We start from the raw sequence: 15,698 nt of genomic DNA, 5'->3' as shown, positions 1-15,698 counted from the left end.
AAACGCCCGGTTACATTCCGAACCCGGAAGCTAAGCCTTACAGCGCCGATGGTACTGCAGGGGGGACCCTGTGGGAGAGTAGGACACCGCCGAACTCCTTTTAGAGCTCCGGCTCTTGGGCACACCGCCCGAGAGCCGGAGCTTTTTTGCGTTGAGGTAGGGTCAGGGGGCATCAGTTGGCTCGTTTCCCACAGGAGGCCCCCGGGTGGAGGTCCAGGAGACCCGTGTCCAGACGGACCGGGTCCTCACCATCCCCAACATCCTCAGCATGGCGCGGCTCGCCGGCGTGCCGCTCTTCCTGTGGCTCATCCTCAGGCCTGAGTTCGGAGGCCCGGAGAGTGACGGCTGGGCCCTGCTGGTACTGGCGCTGAGCGGTGTCAGTGACTACTTGGACGGGAAGCTCGCCCGGCGCTGGAACCAGATCAGCAGTCTGGGCCGGCTCCTCGACCCCGCGGCCGACCGGCTCTACATTCTTTCGACTTTGGTCGGTCTCACCTGGCGCGAGATTCTGCCAATCTGGTTGACGGCTGTACTGCTTGCGCGAGAGCTGGTTCTCCTGGTGATGGTGGGCATCCTCAGGCGCCATGGCTATCCGCCGCCGCAGGTGAACTTCCTCGGCAAGGCGGCTACGTTCAACCTGATGTACGCCTTCCCACTCCTCCTGCTCAGTGACGGAACTGGATGGATCGCGTCACTCGCTGCTATTTTCGGATGGGCGTTCGCAGGATGGGGTACAACGCTGTACTGGTGGGCAGGAGTCCTCTACGTGGTACAAGTCCGCCGCCTGGTCCGTGCGGACTCCAAGGCCGATTGAACTCGCCGATTGGAACGGCCGTAGCGGCTCGATGGTCGCTGACGGAAATGTGCGGGACAATCTGGACGGGTGAAGTCGGCTAGACCGTCGTCTCTTAGAGGAGGACGCTTCCGACATGAAGGCCGTCGTGATGGCCGGAGGCGAAGGCACGCGCCTTCGTCCCATGACCTCAAGCATGCCCAAGCCGCTCCTGCCGGTGGCCAACCGGCCGATCATGGAGCACGTTCTGAGGCTGCTCAAAAGGCATGGGCTCAACGAGACCGTCGTCACTGTCCAGTTCCTGGCCTCCCTGGTCAAGAACTACTTCGGTGACGGCGAGGAGCTCGGGATGGAGCTCACCTATGCCAATGAGGAGAAGCCACTCGGTACCGCCGGAAGCGTCAAGAACGCCGAAGAGGCGTTGAAGGACGATGCCTTCCTCGTTATTTCCGGTGATGCCCTGACCGACTTCGACCTCACCGAGCTCATCAACTTCCACAAGGAAAAGGGCGCGCTGGTCACCGTCTGTCTGACGCGTGTGCCCAATCCGCTGGAATTCGGTATCACCATTGTCGACGAAGAGGGCAAGGTCGAGCGCTTTCTGGAGAAGCCGACCTGGGGGCAGGTTTTCTCGGACACGGTGAACACGGGCATCTATGTGATGGAACCCGAGGTCTTCGACTACGTCGAAGCCGATGTGCCCGTCGACTGGTCGGGCGATGTCTTTCCACAGTTGATGAAGGAGGGCAAGCCGGTCTACGGCTATGTCGCGGAGGGCTACTGGGAGGACGTCGGCACCCACGAGAGCTATGTGAAGGCGCAGGCCGATGTCCTGGAGGGCAAGGTCGACGTCGAGATCGACGGATTCGAGCTCTCGCCGGGTGTGTGGGTGGCGGAGGGCGCCGAGGTGCACCCGGACGCTGTGCTGCGCGGGCCGCTGTACATCGGGGACTACGCGAAGGTCGAGGCCGGCGCGGAAATCCGGGAGCACACGGTCGTCGGATCCAACGTGGTCGTCAAGAGCGGGGCCTTTCTGCACAAGGCCGTGGTGCACGACAACGTTTATGTCGGGCAGCAGAGCAATCTCCGCGGCTGCGTCGTCGGAAAGAACACCGACATCATGCGGGCAGCGCGTATCGAGGACGGCGCGGTCATCGGTGACGAGTGCCTCGTCGGAGAAGAATCGATCATTCAGGGGAACGTGCGGGTCTACCCGTTCAAGACGATCGAGGCCGGTGCGTTCGTCAACACCTCGGTGATCTGGGAGTCCCGCGGGCAGGCGCATCTGTTCGGTGCCCGGGGCGTCTCCGGCATCCTGAATGTCGAGATCACGCCAGAGCTCGCAGTGCGGCTGGCCGGTGCCTACGCGACGACCCTGAAGAAGGGTTCGACCGTCACCACGGCCCGCGACCACTCCCGTGGCGCCCGCGCGCTGAAGCGGGCGGTCATCTCCGCGCTGCAGGCCAGCGCCATCGACGTACGCGATCTGGAGAACGTACCGCTGCCCGTGGCGCGGCAGCAGACCGCGCGGGGGAGCGCGGGCGGGATCATGATCCGGACCACGCCCGGGGTGCCGGATTCCGTGGACATCATGTTCTTCGACGGGCAGGGTGCCGACCTCTCGCAGGGGAGTCAGCGGAAGCTGGACCGGGTGTTCGCGCGGCAGGAGTACCGGCGGGCGTTCCCCGGGGAGATCGGGGATCTGCACTTCCCGGCGAGCGTGTTCGACTCGTACACCGGGTCGTTGCTGCGGAACGTCGACACGACCGGCATCTCCGAGTCCGGGCTCAAGGTCGTCGTCGATGCTTCGAACGGCAGTGCGGGGCTTGTGCTGCCCAGTCTGCTCGGCAAGCTCGGTGTGGACTCGTTGACCATCAACCCGGGTCTGGACGAGTCCAGGCCGACCGAGACCGCCGACGCCCGGCGGTCGGGGATGGTGCGGCTGGGGGAGATCGTGGCCTCGGCGAGGGCCGCGTTCGGTGTGCGGTTCGACCCCGTGGGCGAGCGGCTGTCGTTGGTGGACGAGAAGGGGCGGATCGTCGAGGACGACCGGGCGCTGCTCGTCATGCTCGACCTGGTCGCGGCGGAGCGGCGCAGTGGCCGGGTGGCGCTGCCGGTGACGACCACGCGGATCGCCGAGCAGGTGGCGGCGTACCACGGGACACAGGTGGAGTGGACCACCACTTCGCCCGACGACCTGACCCGGGTCGGTCGCGACGACTCGACGATCTTCGGTGGTGATGGCAAGGGCGGGTTCATCGTCCCGGAGTTCAGCGGTGTGTTCGACGGTACGGCGGCCTTCGTACGGCTCATCGGGCTGGTGGCGCGGACGCAGCTCACGCTCAGTCAGATCGACGCGCGGATTCCGCGGGCGCATGTCCTCAAGCGGGACCTGGCGACTCCGTGGGCCGTCAAGGGACTGGTGATGCGGCGGGTCGTGGAGGCGGCGGGCGATCGCTTTGTCGACACGACGGACGGTGTCCGGGTCGTGGAGACCGACGGGCGCTGGGTGATGGTCCTTCCGGACCCCGCGGAGGCCGTCACCCATCTCTGGGCCGAAGGGCCTGACGACGCGTCGGCGCAGGCCCTGCTCGACGAGTGGTCGGCGGTCGTGGACAGCGCGGGCCGCTGAGTTCCCACGCACGCGCGCGTGCCGGACATGTGTCCCCAAGGGGGCCTGTCCGGCACGCCGGTGGGGCCATTCGGAGGTAGCGGCCACGACGTGCGACGATGTGCGGCATGCCGCAGCAGCCCCCCATTCGGAGCACCCCCCAGCGCCCCTCGCGCCCGGACGCCTCCATGTCGCTGCTCACCAACGTCATGGACCACAGCCTCGACGACGGCTATGCCGAGGCGGCCGCTCGCAAGAAGGCGGCGGGGGACGGTGGGCTGCCCAGGACGTTGCGGGCGAAGCTCGGTCTGGCCGTCGGCCTGGTGCTCGCCGCGCTGGTGGTCACCGTGGGCGCCGCGCAGGCGCGGGTGGCGGCTCCCGTCGTGGCCAAGGAGCGCGAGGAACTGATCGACCGGATCGACCGGGAGACCGAGGCGGCGGACAAGCTCGAGGAGAACGTCGACAAGCTGCGTGACGACGTGAGCGCACAGCAGCGTGCGGCACTCAAGGAGAGCGGGCACAGCGACCAGGCGGATCTGGTGAGCGTCCTGTCGGGTGCGGCCGAAGTGCACGGCCCCGGTGTGAAGCTGGTCGTGGACGACGCCAAGGAGGCCTCCTCGGGCGGCGACGGCAACCCGCGCGAGACGTCGGGCTTCTCCGACACCGGGCGAGTGCGGGACCGGGACATGCAGCGCGTGGTCAACGGGCTGTGGGAGTCGGGTGCCGAGGCCGTCTCCATCAACGGGCAGCGGCTGACCGCCCTGTCCGCGATCAGGGCCGCGGGTGACGCGATACTGGTCGACAACAAACCACTGGTGCCGCCGTATACGGTGCTGGCGGTGGGGGACGGGAAGCGGCTCAGCACCCGGTTCCAGGACAGCGCGGACGGGCTGTACCTGCATGCCCTCCAGGAGAACTACGGCATCCGGACGGCCATCTCCGTGGAGAGCGACCTCAAGCTGCCCGCCGCTCCCAGTGTGATCGTTCGTACAGCACAGCCGAGAACTGAGAAGGGCACATCGTGATCGCCGTACTGGGCCTCGTCGTGGGAGTCGTGGCCGGACTGTTGGTCCGGCCCGAGGTTCCGGCGGTCGTCGAGCCTTATCTGCCGATCGCCGTGGTGGCGGCACTCGACGCCGTCTTCGGCGGACTGCGGGCCATGCTCGACGGCATCTTCGACGACAAGGTCTTCGTCGTGTCGTTCCTGTCCAACGTGGTGGTGGCCGCGCTGATCGTGTTCCTGGGTGACAAGTTGGGCGTCGGCGCCCAGTTGTCGACCGGTGTCGTCGTCGTGCTCGGCATCCGCATCTTCTCGAACGCCGCGGCGATTCGCCGGCACGTGTTCCGGGCGTGAGGCCGATGAGCGACCAGGAAGAGACGGCCGGCGGCGGGCTGCGCAAGGAACTGCCCGAGGAAGTGCCCGTCACGCCCGTTCAGGAGACCGCGGTTCCGGAGAAGGAACAGGGGCTGACCGGTCGTCAGCGGCTCGCGAAGGGGCTGTGGCCGCCGCGGGTGACCCGGGCCCAACTCATCGTCGCCGTGCTGCTGTTCGGGCTCGGGTTCGGGCTCGCGGTGCAGGTGGCGTCGAACAGCGACAGCGACAGCGCCCTGCGGGGCGCGCGGCAAGAGGATCTTGTCCGCATCCTCGATGAACTGGACGACCGTACTCAGCGTCTTGAAGACGAGAAGCAGGGCCTCGAGAAGCAGCGGGACGAGCTGGAGAACAGCTCCGACCAGGCTGAGGAGGCCCGCAAGCAGACGGTCGAGAAGGAGCGGCAACTCGGCATCCTGGCGGGCACGGTCGCCGCGCAGGGTCCGGGCATCACGATGACGATCGAGGACACGAAGGGGTCGGTCGAGGCGGACATGCTGCTCGACGCGATCCAGGAGCTGCGTGCGGCCGGCGCCGAGGCGATCCAGGTGAACGGCGTGAGGGTCGTCGCCAGCACCTATCTGACTGATTCCGACAAGGGTGTCAGCGTCGACGGGAACAAGATCAACGCTCCCTTTCGTTTCAAGGTCATCGGCAATCCGCAGGACCTCGAACCGGCGCTCAACATCCCTGGAGGCGTGGTGCAGACTCTTGAGAAGGAGCAGGCCACCGTTGTCGTCGAGCGGTCGGACAAGATCGTTGTCGACGCCTTGCGAGCGGCGAAGCAGCCTGACTACGCTCGGTCGTCCTCGCGGTGAACCGGGGGTGCATGGGGGACGTCCGGCCAGGGCATGAGGTTGCGGGGGGTCGGCGCACCGATCGGGTGGTGCGTGGTGGAAACTGTCTGGTGGAAACGGACGTTGTGAGGATGTCCGGGTTTACCGGTGTGTTCAATCAGGGTTCGTCCTGCCCCACGGGCGGGTCTGTTTCGGTCAAGGGGAATCGCCCGTGAAGTTGTTTGCGAAGTTGTTCGGCAAGAGCGCGCGAGAGGGTAGCGACGCCAACGCCACCGCTCGTCATCGCGCACAGCCCGATCCAGAGGGCCAGCGGCCGTTGTTCCGGGACCAGGTCGGCGGTCCGGGGGGTGACGTTCCCGGAGGTCAGGGCGTGCCGTCTGTTGACCCTGCGCAGTCCGGCGGCATAGGTTTCGGGCAACCGTCAACCTCAGGTACGGGTGGAGGGTTCTCCGCCGACCCGTATGCGTCCAATGCCCCGGCGGGGCAGCCGCGGCAGGAGGATCCGTCGATGTCGGCCCTGGTGTGTACGAGGTGCGGTAACCGCAACGCGGAGAACAGCCGCTTCTGCTCCAACTGCGGCGCGCCGCTGCGGGCCGGGGCGGTGCCCGAGCGCCCGTCGGAGACGACGTCCACCATCTCCATCAGCGGTCTCGAGGCCTACGACTCCGAAGTCACCGGCCAGACGCAGCTGCCGGCCCTCTCGCCGGAGGCGCAGGCCGCCGTCGACGCGCTGCCGCTGGGCTCCGCGCTCCTGGTGGTGCGCCGCGGGCCCAACTCCGGCAGTCGCTTCCTGCTGGACGGCGAGCTGACCACGGCCGGCCGTCACCCGCAGAGCGACATCTTCCTCGACGACGTCACGGTCTCCCGGCGGCACGTGGAGTTCCGCCGGGTCCAGGACGGCTCGTTCACGGTGGCCGACGTGGGCAGCCTGAACGGCACGTACGTCAACCGCGAGCGGATCGACTCGGTCCCGCTGAACAACGGCGACGAGGTGCAGATCGGCAAGTACCGGCTGGTCTTCTACGCGAGCCAGCGGGGCTACTGACCCTCCCAGGGAAGGTCCATGCTTCAAACACCGAGCGGCGGTGCCGGACACGGCACCGCCGCCACGGACAGCGGGCTGATGAGCATCGGCACGGTGCTGAGCGTGCTGCGCGACGAGTTCCCCGAAGTCACGATCTCCAAGATCCGTTTCCTGGAGTCGGAGGGGCTGATCGAGCCGCAGCGGACCCCCTCGGGCTACCGCAAGTTCAGCGCCCAGGACGTCGAGCGCCTCGGGCATGTGCTGAGGATGCAGCGGGACCACTATCTGCCCCTCAAGGTGATCCGGGAGCACCTGGACGCCATGGAGCGGGGCGAAGCGGTGGCACTGCCCACCGTGGGCCGTCAGCGGGACGGTGAGGCCGTCCTGGAGGTCTCCGAGGCGCCCACCGCGGCGCGCATCGGCCGGTCCGAGCTGCTCGCCGCAGCCGAGATCGAGGAGCAGGAGCTGGCGGAGTGGGAGTCGTACGGACTCGTCGCTCCCTTGCCGGACGGGTCCTTCGACGCCGAGGCGGTCACCGTCGCCGCGCTCGTCGTCGAACTGGGGCGGTTCGGGATCGAGCCGCGGCACCTGCGGGCCATGAAGGCCGCCGCCGACCGGGAGGCCGGTCTGGTGGACCAGGTGGTGGCCCCGCTCAAGCGTCACCGGAACCCGCAGACCCGGGCGCACGCGGAAGCCCGTACGAAGGAACTCGCGGGACTGACGGTGAGGCTGCACGCGGCGCTCGTACAGACCGCCCTCGGCGTACGGCTGCCGTAAGGGCCTGTTTAGTTCGCCCTGGGCGGATCGGTGGCCTGTTCTGGGCCCGACTACCCAAACGTCTCGCGCACGGCCTAGGGTTGCTGTGTGAACGAGCTCGATGTCGTAGGTGTCCGGGTCGAAATGCCCTCCAACCAACCGATCGTGCTCCTGCGTGAAGTGGGAGGCGACCGCTACCTCCCCATCTGGATCGGGCCGGGGGAAGCGACGGCGATCGCCTTCGCGCAGCAGGGCATGGCCCCCGCGCGGCCGCTGACCCACGACCTGTTCAAGGACGTGCTGGAGGCGGTCGGCCAGGAGCTCACCGAAGTGCGCATCACGGATCTGCGTGAGGGCGTCTTCTACGCGGAGCTGGTCTTCGCCAGCGGGGTCGAGGTCAGTGCCCGGCCCTCCGACGCCATAGCGCTGGCCCTGCGCACCGGGACGCCGATCTACGGCAGCGACGGAGTGCTCGACGACGCCGGCATCGCGATTCCGGACGAGCAGGAGGACGAGGTGGAGAAGTTCCGCGAGTTCCTCGACCAGATCTCGCCCGAGGACTTCGGCACCAGCAGTCAGTGAGGCGCATCACCGACCGGGACGACTGTGCAGGCCGTCAGCGGTGTGTGACGGATCGGGCGTGTCCGGTGACCGGTGAAATGCTGGCATTTGCCACCGGCGAGTGAGAGCGTCCTGCGGCTCGCCGGGAGCGCATTCGGCTAGCCTTTCCCCGCGGTTGGGTACGGGAAACCACTCCTAGGGTGATTATCACTCGGCGTGCCGAGTGTGGCGATCGTTGACGCACCCCTGGTGACTGCCTACCGTCGAGAAGGCAGGTCAAGGACGGAGGTCGGCGTGAGCAGCAGCGGCGACGGTACGGCTGGGGGTGCCCCCGGACGGAGTCTCGGGGCGAGCGGCCCGTACCCGCTTCAGAGCAGCGCGGCCGATCACGTTCCGCAGCGACCGGCGGCCGTGCCGAGCAGCGGAGGGGCGACGTCCATGGCGTCCGAGCAGATCGGCTACCGCGGTCCGACGGCCTGTGCGGCCGCCGGCATCACCTACCGGCAACTCGACTACTGGGCGCGCACCGGGCTCGTGGAGCCGAGCGTGCGGCCCGCCTACGGGTCGGGCACGCAGCGGCTCTACAGCTTCCGGGATGTCGTCGTCCTGAAGATCGTCAAGCGGTTCCTCGACACCGGTGTGTCGCTGCAGAACATCCGCACCGCGGTCCAGCACCTGCGCGAGCGCGGGTTCCGGGACCTGGAGCGCATGACGCTGATGAGCGACGGGGCCACGGTGTACGAGTGCACCTCGCCCGACGAGGTCCACGCGCTGCTCCAGGGCGGACAGGGGATCTTCGGGATCGCCGTGGGCGTCGTGTGGCGGGACGTCGAGAGCGCCCTGTCGCAGCTGCACGGGGAGCGCATCGACACCGGCGAGACGCTCGTCGGGCACAACCCCACGGACGAGCTGGCGCGGCGGCGCAACCGGGCGGTCTGAGGACCGTTCCGGCTCCTGGACCGGGGCATTGTCAGTGGCGTAGGGCAGCATCGGACATGTGAGAAACACGCCCACGATCCTGCATCTCGACATGGATGCCTTCTTCGCCTCGGCGGAGCAGGCGTCCAAGCCGAGCCTGCGCGGGAAGGCCGTGATCGTGGGCGGGCTGGGGCCGCGGGGTGTGGTGGCCACCGCGTCCTACGAGGCCCGGGTGTTCGGGGTGCACTCGGCGATGCCCATGGCCCAGGCGCGGCGGCTCGCGCCGAACGCCGCGTATCTCGTACCGCGCTTCGGGTTCTACCGGGCGATCAGCGAGCAGGTGATGGGGCTGCTGCGGTCGTTGTCGCCGCTTGTGGAGCCGCTCAGCCTGGACGAGGCGTTCGTGGACCTGGAGGCCGGGGGAGCGGCCTGGGACGAGTCGTCGGCGCGGCTGGCCGGGGCGAAGCTGCGGGGCGACATACGGGCCGTGACGGGGCTGACGGGGTCGGTCGGGCTCGCCGCGTCGAAGATGCTCGCGAAGATCGCCTCCGAGCAGGCGAAGCCGGACGGACTGGTCGTGATCGAGCCGGGGACCGAGCGGGCGATGCTCGGGCCGATGTCGGTGCGGACCCTGCCGGGGGTGGGGCCGGCGACGGGGGACCATCTGCGGCGGGCCGGGATCCACACGGTCGACGAGCTCGTGGAGGCGGGGGAGGACGAGCTCGTACGGCTGCTCGGGAAGGCGCACGGGCAGGGGCTGTACGCGATGGGGCTGGCGCGGGACGAGCGGGCCGTGGTGGCGGAGCGGGAGACGAAGTCGGTGTCCGTGGAGGACACGTACGACATCGACATCCACGACCGGGTTCGGGTGGGGCTGGAGGTGCAGCGGCTCGCGGATCGGTGCGTGCGGCGGTTGCGGGGGGCCGGGTTGTCCGGGCGGACCATCGTGTTGAAGGTGCGGCGGTACGACTTTTCCACGTTGACGCGGTCCGAGACGTTGCGGGGGCCCACCGATGATCCGGCGGTGGTGCGGGAGGCCGCGGCGCGGTTGCTGGAAGGCGTGGACACGACCGGGGGTGTGCGGTTGTTGGGGGTGGGGGTGAGCGGGCTGGCCGACTTCACGCAGGAGGATCTGTTCGCCCAGGCTGCGGGGGAGCGGTTCGAGGAGGTGGAGGAGGCCGCGGAGGAGGTCGGGCCGGTGCGGGCGGGGGCGGAGGCGCAGGGGGAGCGGCGGTGGGCTGCGGGGCATGACGTGCGGCATGCGTCGTTCGGGCATGGGTGGGTGCAGGGGAGTGGGCTGGGGAGGGTGACGGTGCGGTTCGAGACGCCGGATTCGGAGCCGGGGAGGGTGCGGACGTTTCGGGTGGATGATCCGGAGCTGGTTGTGGCTGAGCCGTTGCCGCTGGTGGGTGGCGTTCGGTTGTGAGAGGGGGCGTCGTTTGTTGAGCAGGTCAGGTGTCTTCCGTTCCTGCGAGTTTGCCGAAGTCTCTGTCTTTGAAGGGGGGTGGGGCGGAGATGTCCAGGCCGTAGTGGTGGTAGAGCTGGAGTTCCTGGGCGGGGGAGAGGTGGCGGCCTACGCCGAAGTCGGGGGCGTCCTTGATCAGGGCGCGGTCGAAGGGGATGCGCAGGGTGCCTTCGATCAGTTCGCTGGGCTCCAGGGGGACGAAGGCGTCGCGGGAGAAGAGGCCGGTTCGTATGGCGGCCCACTCCGGTACGCCGGTCGCGTCGTCGAGGTAGACCTCGTCGATGGTGCCGATCTTGGTGCCGTTGCGGTCGAACGCCTTGCGGCCGATCAGGTTGCGCGGGTCGATGTCGGTCTCCACGGGCCCTCCACTTCGTCGCACGTCACGCGTGAGCGGTCGTATGCACTACGAAAGAGCAGTTTGGGTGGCGCGGCCACTCGAAGGCTCGGCGTTGACCGCGCTGGTAGGGTTGCAAGTGGCTGTCGACCCCGTGCGGGAGAGTCCTTCGGAGATCGTTCCGAAGGCGCCGAAGGAGCAAATCCTCCCCGGAATCTCTCAGGCTCACGTACCGCACGGACGAGGTCACTCTGGAAAGCAGGGCGGGTGTCGACGGCTCCCGCTCTCACCGACGGTGAAAGCCGGCGGCCCTCGGGCGGTCCGGCGAAGCTCTCAGGTTGAGATGACAGAGGGGGAGGCCGTCCGGGTACCCGTGCCGTGGTGCCCCTCGAAGGTCGCGTCAGACCAGGAGGCCTCCCGATGACCGCCCACCGCATTCCGCTCACCGAGCTCGAGCAGGGAATCCCGTTCGAGCAGCGCCATATCGGCCCTGATCACGAGGCGCGGGCCAAGATGCTCGCCCAGGTCGGGTACGGCTCGCTGGACGAGCTCACCGCGGCCGCGGTACCCGACGTGATCAAGAACGCCGAGGCGCTGGACCTGCCCGGCGCCCGGACCGAGGCGGAGGTGCTCGCCGAGCTGCGGTCCCTGGCGGATCGCAACCAGGTCCTCGATTCCATGATCGGGCTCGGGTACTACGGGACGTTCACCCCGCCCGTCATCCTGCGGAACGTCATGGAGAACCCGGCCTGGTACACGGCCTACACGCCGTATCAGCCGGAGATCTCGCAGGGGCGGCTGGAGGCCCTGCTCAACTTCCAGACCATGGTCGCCGAGCTGACCGGACTGCCGACCTCGGGCGCCTCGCTGCTCGACGAGGGGACCGCTGCGGCGGAGGCCATGGCGCTGTCCCGGCGCATGGGGAAGAACAAGAAGGGGCTCTTCCTCGTCGATGCGGACGTGCTGCCGCAGACCATCGCCGTGATCCAGACCCGGGCCGAGCCGACCGGGGTCGAGGTCGTGGTCGCCGACCTGAGCGACGGCATTCCGGCCGGGATCGCCGAGCGGGAGATCAACGGCGTGCTCGTGCAGTATCCGGGCGCCTCCGGGGCCGTACGGGACATCAAGCCGGTCGTCGACCAGGCGCACGAACTCGGGGCGCTCGTCACCGTCGCCGCCGACCTGCTCGCGCTGACCCTGCTGAAGTCGCCGGGGGAGCTCGGCGCGGACATCGCCGTCGGGACCACGCAGCGGTTCGGTGTCCCGATGGGCTTCGGCGGGCCGCACGCGGGCTACATGGCCGTACGCGAGAAGTTCGCGCGGAGCCTGCCCGGGCGGCTCGTGGGGGTGTCCGTGGACGCGGACGGGCACAAGGCGTACCGGCTGGCGTTGCAGACGCGGGAGCAGCACATCCGGCGGGAGAAGGCGACCAGCAACATCTGTACGGCACAGGTGCTGCTCGCGGTCATGGCCGGGATGTACGCCGTGTACCACGGGCCAGAGGGGCTGAAGGGGATCGCGCGGCGGACGCATCGGTACGCCACGCTGCTGGCCGCCGGGCTCACGGCCGGTGGGGTCGAGGTCGTGCACGGGAACTACTTCGACACGCTGACCGTGCGGGTCGCCGGGCGTGCCGCCGAGGTTGTCGCCGCTGCCCGGGACAACGGCGTCAACCTGTGGCTCGTCGACGCCGACCATGTGTCGATCGCCTGTGACGAGACCACCGCGCGGGCCCAACTGGCGGCTGTGTGGAACGCGTTCGGGGTCGAGGGGGACGTAGAGGCCCTCGACGCCGCGACCGAGGAGGCGCTGGCGGAGGGCCTGCTGCGGGAGGACGACTTCCTCGCGCATCCCGTCTTCCACCAGTACCGCTCCGAGACCGCGATGCTGCGCTACCTGCGCCGGCTCGCCGACCGGGACTACGCGCTCGACCGGGGCATGATCCCGCTCGGTTCCTGCACGATGAAGCTCAACGCGACCACCGAGATGGAGCCGGTCACCTGGCCCGAGTTCGGGCAGCTGCACCCCTTCGCGCCCGCCGAGCAGGCGCAGGGCTACCTGACGCTCATCAGGGAGCTGGAGGAGCGGCTCGCCGAGGTCACCGGGTACGACAAGGTGTCCCTGCAGCCCAACGCGGGGTCGCAGGGCGAGTTCGCCGGGCTGCTCGCCGTACGCGGATACCACCGGGCCAACGGGGACGAGCAGCGGACCGTGTGTCTGATTCCGTCGTCGGCGCACGGGACCAACGCCGCGAGTGCCGTGATGGCCGGGATGAAGGTCGTCGTCGTGAAGACCGCCGAGGACGGCGAGATCGACGTCGAGGACCTGCGGGCCAAGATCGAGCAGCACCGCGACGAGCTGGCGGTGCTGATGATCACGTACCCCTCGACCCATGGGGTGTTCGAGGAGCACGTCGCCGACATCTGCGCGCAGGTGCACGAGGCGGGCGGGCAGGTCTACGTCGACGGGGCCAACCTCAACGCGCTGGTGGGGCTGGCCAAGCCGGGGCACTTCGGCGGTGACGTCTCGCACCTCAACCTGCACAAGACCTTCTGCATCCCGCACGGCGGCGGTGGTCCGGGGGTGGGCCCGGTCGCCGTACGGTCGCATCTGGCGCCGTATCTGCCCAACCACCCGCTGCAGCCCGCCGCCGGGCCCGAGACGGGTGTCGGGCCGATCTCGGCCGCGCCCTGGGGGTCCGCGGGGATCCTGCCGATCTCGTGGGCGTACGTGCGGCTGATGGGCGACGAGGGGCTGAAGCGGGCCACGCAGGTGGCCGTGCTCTCCGCCAACTACATCGCCAAGCGCCTCGAACCGCACTACCCCGTGCTCTACACGGGCCCGGGCGGGCTCGTGGCGCACGAGTGCATCATCGACCTGCGGCCGCTGACCAAGGCGACGGGTGTGACGGTGGACGATGTGGCCAAGCGGCTCATCGACTACGGCTTCCACGCGCCGACCATGTCCTTCCCGGTGGCCGGCACGCTCATGATCGAGCCGACCGAGTCCGAGGACATCGTGGAGCTGGACCGTTTCTGCGAGGCGATGATCGCCATTCGCGAGGAGATCGAGAAGGTCGGGTCCGGGGCGTGGGCCGCCGACGACAACCCGCTGCGGAACGCGCCGCACACGGCGCGGGCGCTCGGCGGGGAGTGGGAGCACGGCTACACGCGCGAGGAGGCCGTCTTCCCGGCGGGGGTGTCCGTCGCGGACAAGTACTGGCCGCCGGTGCGGCGGATCGACCAGGCGTTCGGGGACCGGAACCTGGTGTGCTCCTGCCCGCCGTTGGACGCGTACGAGGACTGACAGCTGGTCTGTTGGGCGGGCCCCGCTTCGGCGGGGCCCGTTTCTCATGCCGCGGCGAGTTTCTGTGCTGTGAGGAGTTCCTACGCCGTGGCGAGCGCGACCTCGGTCGACTTGATCAGGGCGATCACGGGGGTTCCGGCGCTGAGGGCGAGGTCCGTGGCGGCGTCCCTGGTGATCGCGGAGGTGAGTTCGCCGCCCTGCACGGAGATCTTGACGGTGGCCATGGCCGGGCCGGTGGCGACCGAGGTGACCGTGCCGGGGAACTGGTTGCGGATCGACACGCCGTCCACGGGGGCGGTGGCGAGGGCGACCTCCGTGGACTTCACCAGGGCGCGTACGGCCGTGCCCTGGGTGAGGCCGAGTTCCTGGACGGACTCGGCGGTGACGGCCGCGGTGAGGTCCTGGCCGCCGGTGAGGCGGACCTTGACCGTCGCCATGGCCTCGCCCGGGGTGACGGCGGTGACGGTGCCGGGGAGCTGGTTGCGGATGCTCAGGGTCATGGGCAGCAACGTAAGCCCTGTGGTCGCTTATGCGGGGTATGCGTGGGTCTGCGTCGCCTTGACCGTCGCCCAGACCGGCGCGCCCGGGTGGAGGTCGAGTTCGGCGGCGGCGAGGGTGGTGAGGTCGGCGGCGAGGGGGAGCTGGCCGGTGAGGGCGGCGCGGATCTGGTCGCCGTGGGTCTCCAGTCCGGCGACCTCGCAGTGCCAGAGGTTGCGGGCGCTGGAGCCTGAGGGGCGGTCGCGGTGGAGGGTGACGGCGCTGGGCGGGAACGCGACGAAGACCGGGCCGGTGAGGTCTTCCGTGGTGGTGACCTCGGCTCCGCCGTCGAGTCGGACGGTGTGGCCGTTCGCGCTGCCTTGGTAGAGGTTGAGGCCGACGAGGTGGGCGATGTAGTCGGTGCGGGGGTGGCGGGCGATGTGGGCGGGGGTGCCCTGCTGGACGATCCGGCCGTTCTCGATGACGACGAGGTGGTCGGCCAGGACCATGGCGTCCAGGGGGTCGTGCGTGACGAGGACGGCGACCGCTGCGAACTCGGCGAGGTGACGGCGGAGTTGGGCGCGGACGTCGAGGCGCGTGCGGGCGTCGAGGGCGGCGAGGGGTTCGTCGAGGAGGAGCAGACGGGGGTTGGTGGCCAGGGCGCGGGCGAGGGCGACGCGTTGGGCCTGGCCGCCGGAGAGGTTGCGGGGTTTGGCGGACGCGTGGGCGGTGAGGTCCATGCGGTCCAGCCATACGGCGGCCTGGGCGCGGGCTTCCGACTTGGTGGCGCCGTGGCAGCGGGGGCCGAAGGCCACGTTGTCGAGCGCGGTCAGGTGGGGGAAGAGCAGGTAGTCCTGGAAGACGACGCCGACGGGGCGGGACTCCGGTGGGGTGCGGTGGAGCGGGGTGCCGTCGAGGTGGAGGTGTCCGTCCGTGAGGGGGACGAGGCCGGCGAGGGCGCGCAGGGCGGTGGTCTTGCCGGCGCCGTTGGGGCCGAGGAGGGCGATCACGTCGCCGGGCTCGGCGGTGAGGGTGATGTCGAGGCGGAAGGTGGTGCGGTCGACGACTAGGTGGGCGTCGAGGGCCTGGTCTGTGGTGCGGGGGGGCTTGGGGGGGTCGGCCACGGGGGCTTTGGCCTTGGGGGTTTCGGCGGTGGAGGCTTCGGTTTCGGGGATTTCGGCGATGGGGGCTTCGGCCGGTGCGGTCGCACGCCAGATGTCCCGCTCCATGCGCCAGCTGCGCAACGCCGCCTTCGGCATCGCCGAGCAGCGTCTGCCGATGCTG

General features: G+C 69.2%; 14 protein-coding genes, 1 rRNA gene and 1 riboswitch. Of the genes, 12 read left to right on the top strand and 3 right to left on the bottom strand.

All coding sequences use genetic code 11. From position 1 onward, the window contains the following. The 11 genes from rrf to ABZ896_RS48065 form a co-directional block, all read left to right on the top strand. Window positions 1-95 (top strand): 5S ribosomal RNA (rrf, locus tag ABZ896_RS48115); the annotation flags it as partial. 110 nt (window positions 96-205) lie between these two features. Then, window positions 206-814, top strand: a complete 609-nt coding sequence (locus ABZ896_RS48110; RefSeq protein ID WP_360944184.1) for a CDP-alcohol phosphatidyltransferase family protein — start codon at window positions 206-208, stop codon at window positions 812-814. A gap of 115 nt (window positions 815-929) precedes the next feature. After that, the gene (locus tag ABZ896_RS48105; protein ID WP_360944181.1) at window positions 930-3,425 is read left to right on the top strand and encodes a mannose-1-phosphate guanyltransferase; all 2,496 of its coding nucleotides are present in this window, start codon (window positions 930-932) and stop codon (window positions 3,423-3,425) included. A gap of 107 nt (window positions 3,426-3,532) precedes the next feature. Further along, on the top strand, window positions 3,533-4,429 hold the full coding sequence (locus tag ABZ896_RS48100) for a DUF881 domain-containing protein (protein ID WP_360944178.1): 897 nt from the start codon (window positions 3,533-3,535) through the stop codon (window positions 4,427-4,429). Beyond that, entirely contained in the window at window positions 4,426-4,758 is a 333-nt protein-coding gene (locus tag ABZ896_RS48095) for a small basic family protein (RefSeq protein WP_003988855.1), read from the top strand. Before ABZ896_RS48100 ends, ABZ896_RS48095 begins: the two co-directional genes overlap by 4 nt. A gap of 5 nt (window positions 4,759-4,763) precedes the next feature. Beyond that, the gene (locus tag ABZ896_RS48090) at window positions 4,764-5,594 is read left to right on the top strand and encodes a DUF881 domain-containing protein (protein ID WP_360944175.1); all 831 of its coding nucleotides are present in this window, start codon (window positions 4,764-4,766) and stop codon (window positions 5,592-5,594) included. Between the two features lie 190 nt (window positions 5,595-5,784). Beyond that, window positions 5,785-6,618, top strand: coding sequence for an FHA domain-containing protein (locus ABZ896_RS48085; RefSeq protein WP_360944173.1), 834 nt, complete (start codon window positions 5,785-5,787; stop codon window positions 6,616-6,618). 18 nt (window positions 6,619-6,636) lie between these two features. Beyond that, entirely contained in the window at window positions 6,637-7,374 is a 738-nt protein-coding gene (locus ABZ896_RS48080) for a MerR family transcriptional regulator (protein ID WP_360944170.1), read from the top strand. Window positions 7,375-7,461: 87 nt separating this feature from the next. After that, complete coding sequence (locus ABZ896_RS48075) at window positions 7,462-7,935, top strand: bifunctional nuclease family protein (RefSeq protein ID WP_004002801.1); 474 nt, start codon at window positions 7,462-7,464, stop codon at window positions 7,933-7,935. Between the two features lie 273 nt (window positions 7,936-8,208). Then, window positions 8,209-8,853, top strand: coding sequence for a MerR family transcriptional regulator (locus ABZ896_RS48070; protein ID WP_360944167.1), 645 nt, complete (start codon window positions 8,209-8,211; stop codon window positions 8,851-8,853). A 58-nt stretch (window positions 8,854-8,911) separates the two neighbouring features. After that, entirely contained in the window at window positions 8,912-10,258 is a 1,347-nt protein-coding gene (locus ABZ896_RS48065; protein WP_360944164.1) for a DNA polymerase IV, read from the top strand. Between the two features lie 25 nt (window positions 10,259-10,283). Here the strand turns inward: ABZ896_RS48065 and ABZ896_RS48060 are convergent, their stop codons facing one another. Next, window positions 10,284-10,655: a PRC-barrel domain-containing protein gene (locus ABZ896_RS48060; protein ID WP_360944161.1), complete on the bottom strand. Its 372-nt coding sequence runs from the start codon at window positions 10,653-10,655 to the stop codon at window positions 10,284-10,286. A gap of 123 nt (window positions 10,656-10,778) precedes the next feature. Then, a riboswitch (glycine riboswitch) is annotated at window positions 10,779-10,876 on the top strand. A gap of 175 nt (window positions 10,877-11,051) precedes the next feature. On the opposite strand from ABZ896_RS48060, the gene gcvP reads away from it, so the two are divergent. Further along, entirely contained in the window at window positions 11,052-13,937 is a 2,886-nt protein-coding gene (gene gcvP / locus ABZ896_RS48055; protein ID WP_360944158.1) for an aminomethyl-transferring glycine dehydrogenase, read from the top strand. 80 nt (window positions 13,938-14,017) lie between these two features. On the opposite strand, the gene ABZ896_RS48050 is transcribed toward gcvP, so the two are convergent. Both ABZ896_RS48050 and ABZ896_RS48045 read right to left on the bottom strand, forming a co-directional pair. Beyond that, window positions 14,018-14,437, bottom strand: a complete 420-nt coding sequence (locus tag ABZ896_RS48050) for a TOBE domain-containing protein (protein ID WP_360944155.1) — start codon at window positions 14,435-14,437, stop codon at window positions 14,018-14,020. 27 nt (window positions 14,438-14,464) lie between these two features. Further along, on the bottom strand, window positions 14,465-15,694 hold the full coding sequence (locus tag ABZ896_RS48045; RefSeq protein ID WP_360944187.1) for an ABC transporter ATP-binding protein: 1,230 nt from the start codon (window positions 15,692-15,694) through the stop codon (window positions 14,465-14,467). Window positions 15,695-15,698 lie beyond the last annotated feature (4 nt).

Source organism: Streptomyces sp. NPDC047072 (assembly GCF_040643855.1).
Classification (GTDB): domain Bacteria; phylum Actinomycetota; class Actinomycetes; order Streptomycetales; family Streptomycetaceae; genus Streptomyces.
The sequence above is the reverse complement of the archived record's forward strand: the minus strand, read 5'-3'. Positions and strand labels throughout refer to the sequence as shown.

Coding starts and splice junctions, on each gene's coding strand:
- ABZ896_RS48105 (WP_360944181.1), top strand. CDS start 930: ATGAAGGCCGTCGTGATGGCCGGAGGCGAAGGCACGCGCCTTCGTCCC.
- ABZ896_RS48100 (WP_360944178.1), top strand. CDS start 3,533: ATGCCGCAGCAGCCCCCCATTCGGAGCACCCCCCAGCGCCCCTCGCGC.
- ABZ896_RS48090 (WP_360944175.1), top strand. CDS start 4,764: ATGAGCGACCAGGAAGAGACGGCCGGCGGCGGGCTGCGCAAGGAACTG.
- ABZ896_RS48080 (WP_360944170.1), top strand. CDS start 6,637: ATGCTTCAAACACCGAGCGGCGGTGCCGGACACGGCACCGCCGCCACG.
- gcvP (WP_360944158.1), top strand. CDS start 11,052: ATGACCGCCCACCGCATTCCGCTCACCGAGCTCGAGCAGGGAATCCCG.
- ABZ896_RS48050 (WP_360944155.1), bottom strand. CDS start 14,437: ATGACCCTGAGCATCCGCAACCAGCTCCCCGGCACCGTCACCGCCGTC.